Here is a 15,201-nt window from a genome sequence, read left to right as displayed (position 1 = left end):
TGGCTTTCGGAACTTAATTGCATGTATTGAAGCTGGAGAGTGTCTTGTCTAATAGTTATTTGGATGTTGCGTATGTCGGTGAGTATGTAAAGTTTGCAAAACTTTTTAATCTTGAAGATCTTGAACAGGCGTTGATTTCGCACAAAGGTACCGAGGAGTATGACGCCATCCTCAGGTATTACTCTGGCTGCATCGATTTGCTCGATTCGCCCAGGATGCTGGAGCCGCTGGGCCTGTTGAAGCAGGCTTTGGCATCTTTGGTCGGGCCTGAGAGTCGACAACGACGAACGACTGAATCGCTTCCTCCCCAGAGCCCTGCCCCCGATATGGTAGACATCTACGAACGGCTCGAAGGTTTCGAGGCTCGTTTGTCGAACGGTGCGCAGCAGTTGCAAACGCCCAAAACCAACGTTCCTGACAATCTGCACTTTGTCTGGCTCGGCGGCGGTTTGGGCGATATCCAGCGCGACTACATCAATATCTGGAAACAGACCCTGGCTGGGCAGGGTTACACCCTCAAGCTCTGGTACGACAGCGATGCATTGCTGGCTTACGAAACCAATCGGATTATTGTCGAGGCCGCCAAGGCTGACGCCATGCTTAATGGCGGGCAGGCCAGTAGTGACGCTTTTGAACTAGGCAACAAGTATGAAGAGCGGGTCATCGCTCTCAAGCAGCAAATGTTTGCGCACATTAATAAAGCGGTAGAGAGCGGTGAGAGCGCGGACAACGCCAGGATCGATCTGTTGGTTCGAGCCTATAGCCAAGATGAAGCACGGTTGAAGGCTCTAAGGGAAAAGAACCGTCAGAGTCTGTTGTCGTTGGGCGAGGGCGGTATTGTCCTTCGCGATCTCGCCACCGAGGCGACATCGTTGTACTTGCAGGACATCTACGCGCGAGAAATACGCTTGCGTGGCAACTTTGCTGCCGCCTCCGACATTGTCCGCGTCGAGGCGCTGTTGGCCGACGGTGGCAGTTATGCCGATGTCGACAACCTGCCTCCACTGTTGGAATCGTTGGGTGGGGTGGACATCAGTCGGTTTGAGCCGAATGCACGCCTGGGTGTTTTGCAGTTGATACTTGACCACAGTCCTGAGTGGATGCCGGGGCGGCAGGTTATACGCAGCAAGTACAAAAACTATTTCGAGCGAATTCCCCAGGAGCACCGTGAGGCGCTGGAGCGTTTTGCCAAGAGCAAGCCCGATCTCGCCAGTGTTTTCCGGCGCCCGGTTGAACGTCAGGTGCGACCTGATGGACTGCGTGCCGTCGTCGACCAAGGTGAGTTGAGTAACGCGTTCATGATGGCTCATCCCGGGGCAGCGATGCTCAAGACCATTCTTGACCGTTTCAGGCTGAACTATGAGGTGGTGAATGCCACCATTCGGTTAGTCACTGAAAGAAAGATTGCGCTTAACGACTTTCAGGCTATCCATGAGGTTGCCAATGAAGTGGTCGAGAAAAGGTTCGGGCGTTTATTTGAATTATCACCGGCGGAGGAATCAGCGGGCAGGGGGTTGGTCAGAGCTGCCTCTGATTACTACAGCGACGGTATCCGTCCACTGGGTGACGTGACGATTCATCTGACCGGACCTGCGGCGATGCGCAATGGGCTTGCGGATTACGAGAAGATGCATTTCACCCCACGGGGCGCTGAAGCTTCGAGAGCTGAAGTCGCCATACCCGCCATCGCCACCGTCAACCGGGCGACCGAGGAAGAGCTGGATCACTCCTGGATGGAGAACGAGAGCAACTTGGCTCAATGGCTGAATAGAGAACAGCAGCATTGGCAGGCCGGGCAGTTCAAAACCCGCTATGTCGGCGATGTCGCACAACTGCTCAAGTACCAGAGCATTGATTTCGATGAAGGCTGGCCGGTGATCGAAGGTCGTCATGTGTTGATCACTGATCTGTTGCAGCAACTGGCCGATGATCTCGGTGAGCCATTTCGCAAGGCAATGAGTCAGCGCCGCAACGGCAGCGTGACGTTTGAAAAACCATGGTCCCTGAGCTTCGATGACCGGCAAGCAATCATTGCTCAGGATGTCAGAAGCCATCCCCTGACTCCCCCTGCGGACGCAGCGACACAAAACCTGTCGGTGGATGAACTGCTGAGTCAGACCGCTAAAGACCCGCTTATCAGTATGAAATTAAACCCGCTGCAATATCTGTTGCTGGGGGGGCTGTTGGGGGTCAATACACTGGATAAAAAGCATTTTGATGCCGCCAGTGCAACGCTTGAAAACCTTGCCAACTCGATGTCGGACATGGGGGTCATCCACCGTTACGGAGCCATTGAACAGGAGCTGTTCAAGCAAAGTCATCCAGCTTTCCTTGCCGGATTGAAGGGGGCTTCCAATCCGTCCGTGGCCCTGTCTGAAACCAGTGTCGATCTCAAGAAGCAGGCGCTCGCACGCCCACTGACCCTGCTGGAATGGGGACGCTCGGTCGCCAGAATTCAGCATGTGGCGAAACTCGAGTACCGCCACAAGGTCGGCGAACGAATCAATGAAGTGCTGGAGAGCTTCCCTTACGGTAGTTACAAAGAATTGCCACAGGACTTGTTGCTCGAAGGCGTGGGTGACCGGGTTGCCGGACGCTGTTACCCATTAGCGCTGGCGATGGCCGCAGCGCTCCACAAAGGCAACAATGCGGCAAGCACGTTGAGAGAACGCTTTTACCTGGCTGTCGGCGAGCCTGAGGCCGCGGACTCAAAGGCGTTTGTGAGCATGATCGAGGAGTTGCGTGACGCGCCTGTCAATGACATAGGCAAGCCACTGATGCGTTCTGATCTGGCTCAGATCGTAGCGCTACTGGAAGAAAAAACGGCCAGCACGACTGTAATGCTCAATTCGGATAACCACTCGATGCTAGTGGCGAAAATCTTTGAAGGCGAGCGCAGCAATTACCTGCTCTTCGATCCGAATATAGGGATCCTCGAGATGGTTACGTCGTTGGCGTTCAGTAACGCACTGACGCACATTCTCCTGCGCAAAAAAATGGCCATGCATTACGCAGCCTTTGGCGATGCGCAACGGCCGACCTTTGATCTGATCGAGCTCGATGGTGAAAAACTGAACAGTAGGGTACTTGCCTCCGGTATTGAGGTTTCAAGCCTGTCGGAGTCAGGCGCGCTGCCTGAGCAAACGGTGCCACGTGTAAGACAACGGCTGGCCAGTGCCCGGGGACGGTCGCTGGTCAACAATGCGGCGCTGGGCAGTTCATTGCTGGAACTGGACGCGCACTGGTGGGGTGGGCAGATCGCGCAGGCGACACGTCAATTGCAGGAGCAACACGGGCTGGCGTCGGATTCTGTTGCGCTGTTCGAGACACTGGAGATAACCCCGACAGGGGGATACGCAATCAGTCTGGTCAACACTGAGTCCGGGCACGCCGAGCGTGTCACCACCAGCGATCATCGGTTCCTGAGAATTAAACAATTCCTCTCCGAAACCTTCCATTCATTGGCCGCTCGCCCGCGTGCATCGGTCAGTCCGCTTGATCCGACGGAGGCCAGCAGCGTTCATACGCTCAATGCCGGGTTCACCGTACAAGCCCTGATGAATGCGCTGCGACATCACGAGGGCGCGGTCAGCGGTAGTGACAAGGCCCTGACCACCGCCATTCGCCTGCATGCCTACGTCAACTATGCCCAACTGGCCCACGGCAACATCGTGGATGTGCTCGGCGTAGTGAACCTGGTGCGTCAGGCCCTGAACGATGAAAAGCTGATCGCCCGTACCAGCGCACCGTTGGTGCAAAAGGCCTTGGGGCATATCGCCAATGAAGGCGTCGGTACTGTGCTGGGGCTGGTGAATGTCGGGTTTGATATTTATCAGTTAAGCCACGCCACCAATGACATTGAGAGGGCGCAGTTCGGCACGCAGTTGGCCTTTGATTCCGCGAGTGCGGTGGTAGGCGTAGCCGGTCTGGGGGCGGCATTGGCTGGCGCGGGTACGGTGGCTGCGGTGCTGGGAGGGGGCGGGGTGATTCTTGGCGGGCTGGCGGTAGGCATTACGGCGCTGGCCGAAGGTTTTGCCACCATTGCCGAGGAAGCCAAGGAGGTCGCGCTGTTTTTTGATGGGCTGGAAAAGGCGCACTTAGAAGGTGGCTATCACCTGGACAAGGCCTCGAATGCCTGGATAGCGCATCCCTTGCTGGTGTTTGCCGATCTGGATTTGCGCGCATCCACCGTCCATTTCGACAGTCCGAAACTGTTCCCGCTTCGGGACCATTTCGGGGTTCCGGATTTCGATGTGGATTACGACCGCGCCACCGATATTCGCCAGGGGCTTGGGTTGCCGGACTCGGCGCGTTTCTTCCCACAGGCAGGACAGACAATCGTTCTGCCCTGCACCCCCAAGACCTGGTACGCCTACGAATACAAGTTGCTGCCGTTTGTCACGTTTCGTCATGCCGGCGGTTACGACACGGCGCGTCGACTGGAAAAAAAGAACGAACAGGGGCAATGGCAATTTCTGTTTTCGTTCTATTCATTCCCCGGAGAGTACGTGGTCAACCGGCTGAATCCGGTCTACAAGCCAACGCTATTCAATGTTCGTCTCGATAATGTCGAGCGTTCACTGGCAGTGCCTGCGCTACCGAAAATGTGGCACGGGCTGGTGTCCTACCGAGTAGAAGGCGCAGGGGTTCAATGTTCCGTGCTGCTCAATCCCGGGGTGAGCCTTGAACTCGCCGCACCCGGTCAGATTGCGATGCAATGGGTGCTGCTGATGCCATGGCTGGTGGAGGCAGATATCCGGATAGAGGCCGGGGGCCGCCTTGTCTCGGGGGCATTGGATGTGACCTTCAGTGGCAGTGGTGTTCACCATGTATTGCTCAAGCTTGCGGATAACAAAATCCTGCGCGTGGATCTTGCCGCCCTGCGCATGGAGGTGGTCGAAGAAGTGGCCGATCCGGCGCTTGGGGAGCAAGCGTTGCTGGATCACTTCAAGTCATTGGCCAGTGAACATCGCCTGGCCATGCCTTATACCCCGGTTCACAACTTTGTGGTGCCCTATGAAAAGCCGGACGAACCCAGGACTGTAGTCGCGTATTACGACTCGGCTCAGGATCGTTTTCTGTACATCCGCGATCCGCAGGTGCTGTTGTCCGACGAGGTGGTATTGGGCGCAGTGTTGGAGGGTTCGGCTTACTTCTATCATCCCGATGATTTCTATGTCTGGCAGGTCAATGCGATCACCGGGACGCTGGTTCAGCGCTATCGATTGCTTTACAGAACTGGCGTGGCGATTGTCCGCTTTGAGGCCGTGGCCAATGGCGGCATTCAGATCGTGCAGCGGCTCACTGGAAAGGACGGCCAGCGCGATGAACTGACCTATGTGATCCATGACCGGAGCGTGTTGCTCAGTTCGATCACCCGCGGTCAGGATCCTGCACTTCAGTCGCTTTTAGAGGCCGACACGCTGACGGACTGGAAGCACGTACTGGGCGACTATCACCTGCCGCTGGAGTCCACCAATACGGTGAACTGGCGTCCCGCTGCACTGGTTTCGATTTGTTGGCAGATCAATGCCGAGTTGCGGGATCTGGTCTGGGTGCGCAGCGGTGATGGGTTGATTATTCGTGCACCTGCCAGGCGTCACCGTGCGCGAGGATGGGCAGACTCGATCAAGGCCTTGAGTGATCTTGTGCTCATCGCTCCCGCCGGTGCCGAGGGCGAAGTGTTCGTGACCTACGACAAACTTCACCAACGCCTCATGTGCCAGCAAAGGTTGATGGTGGATGGTCGTGCACAATGGTCGTCCAGCAACATCTCCCCCCTTGGGCTAAAAAATGTTGTCGCCGTTGAGCGGGACTATCTCGTCCTGACCGACGCGGGTCTGTTCTTTGACATTACGCCGCAAGGGAACCTGAGATTTGGCGGGCTGACCGAGCATTGGCTCAAGGACAAAAGCCAATGGTGGTTGGCGCTGGCAACGCTTGCGTTGCACCACCAGGTGCCGAGTTTTGCCATCCTGGGTTTGACCGGTTTCAAGGGCGATGCCTTGTGCGCCTGGTACCTGGATGGTCGGTTGCTGCTCGCTGAAATGGGGCACGGCAAAGAAGTACGGTTGCTGAGTATTACTCCAGATAATCAGGCCACCTGGCTGTTCGATTTATCAACCGGGAAGATTGTCCGCCAGGGTTTTATCGATCCAGAGCACTTGAGCACAGCATTTGCCCAGGGAACGAAACTGTTAACGCCTGCGGCATTGCCAGCCGCGACGCAGGAATGGGCGAGCTGGACGTTTAGCGATGTAACAGTAGAAGGCGCTGGTCTGAGGGCCACGACGCTTGAAGGTGTGGAGGTGGATTTACAGTACAACGCACCGGCACGGATTACGGGCGTTGACAGCCATTGGGTCGCGGCGCTGGAAGGTGAGTTGAGCGAGGGGTTGGCGGCGCTGGCGAATGAACATCGATGCGCCGATTTTCTGTCCGTCGAAGACCCTGACTACCAACAATGGTACGTAGTCCGGACCGGGCGGTTGATCCGCATTCCGAAGACCGCTGTCGTTGCGCAATTCACACTCGTCGGCACCCAGCATCAAACCAACGTGATGCTGCATGACTCCATGGATGGTTTTTTGCACACCTATCCGCAAAACAACAGGGTCGGGCCGCTCGACTATGTCCAGCGCAACGCCGAAGTACTGGTGGTCGAAGGGCCAAAGACGGGCAGCGACCTGCTGCCGCTGATTGCCGATGATGTCAGCATCCTGGTGCTCAAAATGGGTGAGGGTTCAACGACCTGTCGGCTTACCAGGGCGGCGTGGTTGAAACTTCAATCGGTCATTGTCGATTGCCGCCCTTCGCTCGACCACTCGCCCTCGGATCCGGGAAAACTGATCTGGGATATCGTGGTTGCGGATCAATTGTGGGCGAGCCGGGTCGATGAGCACTTGGTGATTGTGGATGCCGACAGCGGACACAGTTTGATCTTTCGCGACGTGTTCTCGACGGATGTCGTTTTGCAACGGAACGTATTTCTGACGATGAGCGGCCATCAGTCCTTCGCGGTGTCAACACTGGTGAGTGCCCTGGCCAGGAATGGCAGCACGAGCAGTGTGTTACTCAAAGACATTTTGCCCACCGCAATAATTGAAACGATAGAAGGTTGAGTTCTGACAGCCACTGACACATTGAGCCTGTTCGATGGGGGAGTGGCTGTCAGCTTTTTACATATGGATATGAAAATGAAAAGTACAACTGGCGAAACATTAAATCAGACTGACACTTTCCCCACGCCGTTTGATCGCAGCGAATTGGAATTTGCGTTGAGCGGTTTCAAAGATATGCCGGCGCATGCAGCGGCCTTGCGTTACTTCGACGGTGCTACCGAAGCGTCGACGCTTGACGCTCAACTGACGGCGATAAGTCTATTGAAGGAAACGCTCGAATCAACAAGCCCGAAAGGCTCGGCGGCCACACTGCCAAAAGTCCGGGATAAATTGACGGACTATTTCCTGCGTTTGAGTACAACGGTCGAACTCCTGAATACCGCCAAACCCGTGCCTAAAAAGTTGCACTTTGTCTGGGTGGGCGGGGGCATTGGTGCTATTCAGGGAGACTACATCAATGTCTGGAGGCAAATGCTTGCCCCGCAGGGTTACAGCCTCAACCTGTGGTATGACAGCGATGCGTTGCTGGCCCATGAGACCAATCGCATTATCGTCGAGTCAGCCAAAGCGCTGGGGACGATTTCTGCGCCACAAGGCGCAGTCGATACGTCTGCCGCGCTGGGTCGCCGTTACATCGAGCGAACGCGAGTGTTGCGACAGCAGATGTTCGAGCATATCCAGACGGTCACACAGGCGGGCGGTAGCGCCGATCAGGCGCGAATCGATCTTTTAGTCAGTGCCTATGGCCAGGATGAAGGTGCGCTCAAGGCACTCAAAGCCCGCAATCTTCAATCTCTGCAACGCCTGGAAATGACTCATCGAGACATACACGTAGAGCTTATCGATCAACCGATGTTCGATATTTATGAGCGCGAAATCTCGTTTCGGACCAACTTGGCGGCTGCATCCGATATCACACGTTTACAAGTTCTGAATAGCGAGGGTGGAACCTATCTTGATGCTGATTTGCTGCCGTCTCTGCATAAAGTGCTCGGTGGTGTGGACCTCGCCGCCTTCAGTGCCGAAGAACGTATAGGTGTGATGCAGGTATTGTTTGATTACAACCCGACACTGCTTCCGAATCGGGGACAGGCCTATGCGGATTTTCGCCCCAAGGTGCCCGAACAACACCGAGAGGCGATAACCGCATTTGCCAAAAGCACGCCGTCCCTCAGCGATATTTTTGCCCCGTTCAATGACGTCATGGTCGCGTCGAACGGTCTGCGTGTCGGTAATAAAAACACGCCTGATTCGATGGCGAATCAAATCAAGACGCCATTCAACGGATTATCCAATGCCCTGTTGAGTGGTCATGCGGGTTCTGCACAACTCGCCGCCGTTATGGAAAAAATTCGCAGCAACTATCAATTCCTGGACCGGGTAGTTGCGCAGGCCTTGAGCAGCAATGTATCGCTTCAGGATCGCCAGGCATTTCCCGATCTGATTATCCGGGAGATGGAGAAACAACACGGTCCGATTTCAAGCTGGAACTCGAATCTGCAAAGCCTCAACAGTTTTTTGCAGGCGATCAATGACTATGATGCCGACGGGATCAGATTCGGTGCCCAGTCGGCCATTGCGATGAGCGGGCCGACGGCGGTGTCCAGCGGGTTGAGTGACTTTGTCGACGACCATGCGGTGCTTGAAAGCCGCCAACAGATCAGCGACAAGGTTGACCTGTTCGACGGCTTTAACCTCGCCACCGAAGAAGAAACCCATCACAGCTGGAAAGACAATGCCAAAACTGAGGCGGCCTGGTTCGAGCTTGAGACAACAAAAGCGAGCCAGGGCGGCTATAAGGCCCATTTCAAAGGCAACATCACGGAGCTGCTTAAAGGTCAGTTCATGACGTTTGAAAAGGGTTGGCCTGTGATTGAAGGCCGCCCGGTTTTACAGACCGACATCTTGCAGCAGTTGGTGGATGACCTGGGAGCCCCCTTCATCCGGGCCATGAACGAAAAGCTTAGCGGCGACCTGAGCTTCGATAAGCCTTGGTCCCTGAGCTTCGATGAGCGTCAGCGGATCCTGGCGCAAGCCCGTGTAGAACTTCCGGTCTCGCACGGTTTTGAGCCGATCGGCAATCTGAATGAAATGATCGTTCGCATTGGCCACGACTCTCTGCCGCTTGATCAGTTGAGCCCGGTGCATCGAGTACTGCTCGGCGGGCTGTTCGGCGCGCAGACGCTGGATAATGCCGGATTCGACGATGCCTGGCAGCACACCCGAGCCCTTGCGCAGAGCACCACCGACCTGGGTTTCGCCCAGCGTTATCTGGCCATCGAGCAGGCCTTGCTCACACGCAGGCCTCCTGCATTCGAAGCTGGTTTTGCAGCTGCCCAGGCAAGGGTTGAGCCATCGAAGAACAGCGCTCAAGTGCTCAAGGCCCTCGCGTTCGAGAAACCGCTGACCTTGCGCCAATGGGGCGAGCACATGGCCCGTATCAGGTTTCAGGCCCAACATGAGCTGCGTCAACACATCTTCCAGCGCAGCGCCACGGTGCTGGAAACCTTCATCGAGCAAGGTGCTTCGACGGGGAGGTTGATGCCTCAGGGTTTATTGGTCAGGGGTGAAGGCGATCCTGGAAGGCGTTGTTATCCGCTGGTATTGGCCATGGCGGCGGCCATTGAAAAAGGCCCCTCGGCTGTGGACGCTTTGAGCGGCAGGTTGGCCAATGCCAACCTTGCGCCCGACGCCAATGAAACCCATGCTTTTCTGCGAACCCTCGATGAGCTGCGAACTGTACCAATGGCGCGGTCGGGCGTTTTATCAGGAGCGTTCGGGCTGGATCAGGTCATGCGGACCCTGCAAGCCAGTACTTCCACCCGTACCTTGATGCTTAACACCGAAAGCCATTCCCTGTTGGTGGCAAAAGTCGTCGCTGGCGAGTCGAGTGCCTACCACTTCTACGATCCGAATTTCGGTGTCTTCGGATTCGAACAGGCGCAGGACCTGCACCGTGGTCTTGAGCGGTTCCTCAGCAGCCCTGAGCTGGCCAGACTCTATGAGATCAATCACGTGATGGAAGCGACGTTCAACGTCGTCGACCTCAATGGTCCACGTGTCGCCGATCTGACGCTTCCATCGCAGATCAATGTGTCAGGTTTGCTGAGTCATGATCCGATCAGCATCGGGGTAACGGTGGCGCCATGGGAACACCATGCTGAGTTACGGGCCCGTTCATTGGTGGAAAATGCCCGACTGGGGCGAGGGCTGAACGAACTGGATGCCCGTCACTGGGCGCAGCAGATTCAGCACAGCGCTGATCGCCTCCACGCGGAAAGTAGCCTTGGGCGAGACTTTGTTCCGGTGTTCGACAGTGTGCGAGAGGTGTCTGGTGGACACTATGAAATCAGCTTGGTCAATCTCAAGGATCCAACGCGCACCGTCAGGGTGCCAAGCACTGACGGTGTCCTTCCGCGGATCCGCTCCTACCTGACGGAGACTTTCCAGACACTGTCGGTCAAGCCGTCAGTGCCGGGCAGGGTTGACCCGAGCGATGTCAGCGCCGTGCATACCTTGAATGCAGCTTTTACGGTTCAGGCGCTATTGGTAGCGCTCCAGTCTCATGAGCAAATCAGCGCCATCAATGAAGACCGCAGCCTGACGACCGCTGTGCGAATGCACGGTTACCTCAGTTACGCGCAACTGGCCCATGGCAATCTGCTCGACATCGTGGAACTGGTCAAACTGGTCAGGGTGGCGTTGAACGACGCACCGCTGGTGGCCCGAACCACCTCCTCGGTAGTGGTCAATGCGCTGGGACATATTGCCAGGGATGGTTTGGCCACGGTGATGCAACTGGCTACTCTGGGTTTCGATATCTATCTGCTGGCCAATGCCAAGGACGATCTGCAACAGGCGCAATACGGTACTCAGTTGGCGTTCGATTCCGCGGGGTTGGCACTGTCCGCGGCCGGCATAGGCGCCGGCCTGGCAGGTGCCAGTACGGTCGCTGCGTTTCTTGGCGGAGCCGGTGTGATCCTGGGTGGGTTCGCCATTGGCATCAGTGCGCTGGTTGAAGGGTTCAATGGCACGTTGGAACGAGGACGGCGGATCGGTCAGTACCTGAACCGCGTCGATAAGGCGTATCGCTCGGGCGGTCACTCGATCAGGGAGGGTGTGTTTTATCCGAATCCTTACGCGGCCATCCGCGAGATTGATTTGCGCAACCAGCGGCTGACGTTTGACAGTCAGGAAATTTTGTCGGCCAACACCTATACGCTGAACCCGCCAGATCAGAATCCTGATCGTTCGAAAGCCATCAACATTCGTCAACACCTCGGGTTGCCGGAGCATGCGGCTATTGGCGATTTGACGACCTTTCAGGCCATTGTCCTGCCGTGTGTGGCCAAGACCTGGTTCGGTTTCGATTACTCGGCCCTGCCGTTTTCGACCACGCGTTCCGAGCATTTTGAAACCGCGCTGAAGCTGGAGTACGACACAGCAGGCAATCGCCAGTTCTGGTTTACCTTTTACAAGTTCCCCTCCGAGTACATCCTGCACAACTTGTATCCGATAGAGGTCGAGACGACGATCAGGGTCTTGCTGGATGAGGAACCGCGTTTGTTGCTGGTGCCTGAGCTGCCCAAGATGTTGCACGGCAAGCTGACCTACAGTGTTGAAGGGGTGGGTGGTCATTGCGCGCTGACACTCGCCCCGGGCGTGCGCTCGATCAATCTGTCACAGGCAAAGGCGCGCCCCATGGCCTGGACGCTGCGTGCGCTCTGGTTGAGTGAAGCGGACATCGTTGTCAGCGACGGCTTTTTGAAGGTGGGGGCTATCGACGTTCATGTCATGGGTACACCCGAATTGGTTATCCAGACTTCGCATAACTCGTTTCGAGTTGACTGGGCGAAACGGCAACTGCTGCTTGAAGAGCTGGAGAACGATCCGACTGCCGACACCGCGATGATCCAGGCCCGAGTCAGGAACCTGGCCCGCGCCAATCGTTTAGCCAGCCCATTCACCGCGGTACAGAATTTCCCGGTTCCGTTCGCAGACCCACAAGAACCACAACTCACTATGGCTTTTTATGAGCAGGCCCGTGATCGTTTCATCTACGCTCGCGACCTCCCACCAGCCCTGGCGAACCAAGCCAGGCTGGGCGCGGTTATTGGTGGGCAGGCGTATTTCTATTGCTCCCGGGAAGCACTCATCTGGCGCTCTGACGTGGTCACCGGGCAAGTCAATCGATTCTATAGGCTGATGGACCCGGTGCCCGGTTCGAGCATTTCGGTGTTCCAGGTCCTGGGGCAGGGGGTCATTCGGATTGTCCAGCAAGTGACCCAGCGCACTGGGCGTGAAGCCGAGGTGGTCTACCTGTTGGGTGAGGACGAAGTCTTGCTGCTGGCGATTGCAGGTCATTTGACCGAGCGCCAGCAAGACCTGCTGCTCAAGGGCGTGATGCGGGGGTGGTCGAACTTCCTGTGGGATTACGAATTGTTGGTCAAGGACTCCAAACTTTGGCCTTTGACCCAAGTGAAAGTCGTGGATTATCAGCCAGCGGCGTTTGTCTCGATAACACCTTTGACACAGGGCAAAAAGGAATCGCTCAGCACGTGGGTCCGTGCTGCCGATGGCCTGCTGATTCGTCCCGCTGTGTCGCAGATTGAGGGACCGCGCGGCCCGGTCAGCCCGATGTTGCTGACACCCGCGACCAGGAAGGGTAATACCGTCCTGTTCTTTGACAAGCTCAATCGGACCCTCTATCGCCAGAAGATCGGGACGACCGTTAGCGGTGCGGATGCCCAGGCTGAGCGTATCGGGCCCTGGAATGTGATTGAAGTCATCGCTAATGAAAAACGCTACGTTGCGTTGACCAGGGAAGGGCTGTATTTCGATATCAACGAGCAAGGGCAGTCGCAGCTGGCCGGAGTCTCCGAAGACTGGCTGGAGGATGCCAGAGGGCCGTTGGGCATAGGCTTTGAGTTCTGGACCGACGTTGAGGCGCTTGCGAAGGCGCATCAAGCGTCGAGCTTTTCGATTCTTGGTCTGGGTAGCGGCGTACGGGATGAAAAACTGTGTGCCTGGTACGTCGACCATCGATGGCTGATGGCGGATATGGGCCCCGGCAAGGTCATGCAGTTGGTGGCAACGACGCCAAATGAGGAGACGGGCTGGCTGCTGGATGTTTCCGTTGGGCAACTTTACCGCCAAGCGTTCCTTGAGCCTGAAAAACTACCGACCCTCTTTGACAATGGTCTGCAGCTTCTGCGGCAGGACCTGTTGCCTGTGCCACAAAAGGTTTGGCCCGAATGGTCTTTTGCACAGGTATGGACACATGGCTCCGGTCTGCGAGGACGGACGCTTGAAGGGGTTGAACTCGAGATGGTGTTCGGTGAGCCGGCACGTATTGTCGGCGTCACGGGAGGCTGGGTGCTGGCGCAACAGGGGACGAAAGACCCATACGATGCGAGGTTGAGGCAAGCGTTGAAGGCGCTGGTGAGCAAACATCCCCACGAAGCATTTGTATCGGTTGGCGGTTACTCGGGCTACCAATGGTATGTCGAGGGTATCGATCGTGTGGTGGGTGAGGTCGATACGAGACTGGAAACCCGACTGCTGGGTGTTCGAAACAAAACGGTTGCCTTGTTACATGAAACGCCCAGCCAACTGACATACAGCGCTTCGAAGGATGTGTGGCTGGAGAAAAGCGTTGCTCGTCGTGAAGACGAGGTACTAATGCTGGAGTTTCAGGGCGAGCTCAGTGACGTTATGCCGTTGATACCTGACGACGTTACACAGTTGATCTTGAGTTATGGGCCAAGAGCGATCAGCTGCAGCCTATCGAGCACTGTCTGGCAGCGGCTTGAATGCATTATGGTTGATTGTCGTCGTTCGTTGAGCGCTGAGTCACAGATGCCTGGCACGTTGATTCTGGATACCGGGACGCAGGATGCGTGGCGGGTCAGTCTGGTTGAAAATCAGTTGCTGTTCACCGACCCGAATACCGGACACAGCCTGATCCTGCTCAACCACTCCGACGGTTTGACTGAGCGCCGTGCGATGAGCCTGAGTCTTCAGGTTCATGGCACCACAATGACCGTAACCCTTGATCAGCTAGTGCAGGCACTGGCCCTCAATGGCGAGGACAGGCAGCTTGCGGCGCTAATGACGAAGGTGGGCATGACGTTGTTGATGACCCGGCAGAGAGAAGCAATCGTACAAGTTTGATCCCCGCGTTCGGCGTCGCCCCTTCACATGTTCAAACGTGTGAAGGGGTTTTTTATGTGTGCGAGGCGGTTTATGGGTTTACCTTCCTCAAGGTAAATCGCTTCATGACTTGTTCACGGAGCTTGGTCTCCATAAGCGGTCTTTTTGTGTCGAGTATGGCTCTGTTCAATTTGAGAAAGGCACTCTGTTGAACGAGATTCGCCGATTGCTTTTCCCAGGACCAAAACAAGAAGCCGTTCTTCGTTTCATTGGCAACCAACTCGAGGTTGAAAACGGCTATATGGAGATTTCTACTTGAGTCATAACGCGCAGGAAGCACTTGGAATCGACGCCCTTTAAGGCTCTCGTCGTCCAGTGAGCGCACGGCGCCAATGTCTGGTCGCAAGGCGTCGAGGGTGTCAATCATGGCATTTGCTTGCCCTGAGTCGCTCAGGGCTTGCGCTTTGCGCACCAGAAAATCGGCAACGCTGCCAGAAACATCAAAACGTATTCGTGTCGTAATGGCACCTTCATGGAGCGACCAGCCGAGAAACATGAGAGTGCGAACATATTCATCCAGCCAGTATTGTGAGTTGGCAAAGCGATTATGGACGAGGTCGGCAGACCGTGTGGCAATGTGCGTGCAGTTGGTTAAGTCGTCAAAGTCTTGCAGAGTAAGTTCGCCGACACTTGAAATTAGATTGGGGCCCGTCACCACACCGGACGGTAGCGTATTGCTCATAAGTAACTCCTGATAAAATAAATATGAGGGTGTTGCACGTTGTGCAATGTCCACAGCTTACAGTGGTGAGTGTCAGTGCCGGCTTTGTTATATGTGTGAAGTTTTCTCTTGAGTTGGGTGCTGTTCTTATACATATATGGAATTTAATTGTGGTTTGTCTGCCCGGGTAGGGTGCGTTAGATTCGC

General features: G+C 55.9%; 3 protein-coding genes. 2 read left to right on the top strand and 1 reads right to left on the bottom strand.

Going from position 1 to position 15,201, the window contains the following annotated elements; all coding sequences use genetic code 11:
* Positions 1-44: 44 nt before the first annotated feature.
* Complete coding sequence (locus KW848_RS27355; protein WP_218538650.1) at positions 45-7,121, top strand: TcdA/TcdB pore-forming domain-containing protein; 7,077 nt, start codon at positions 45-47, stop codon at positions 7,119-7,121.
* 21 nt (positions 7,122-7,142) lie between these two features.
* On the top strand, positions 7,143-14,294 hold the full coding sequence (locus KW848_RS27350; protein ID WP_218538649.1) for a TcdA/TcdB pore-forming domain-containing protein: 7,152 nt from the start codon (positions 7,143-7,145) through the stop codon (positions 14,292-14,294).
* Between the two features lie 70 nt (positions 14,295-14,364).
* Here KW848_RS27350 and KW848_RS27345 read toward each other — a convergent pair whose 3' ends face one another.
* Positions 14,365-15,015, bottom strand: a complete 651-nt coding sequence (locus tag KW848_RS27345; protein ID WP_218538648.1) for a hypothetical protein — start codon at positions 15,013-15,015, stop codon at positions 14,365-14,367.
* Positions 15,016-15,201 lie beyond the last annotated feature (186 nt).

It is taken from the genome of Pseudomonas sp. PDM25 (assembly GCF_019219045.1).
Taxonomy (GTDB): domain Bacteria; phylum Pseudomonadota; class Gammaproteobacteria; order Pseudomonadales; family Pseudomonadaceae; genus Aquipseudomonas.
This window is presented reverse-complemented; position numbering and strand designations above follow the sequence as displayed.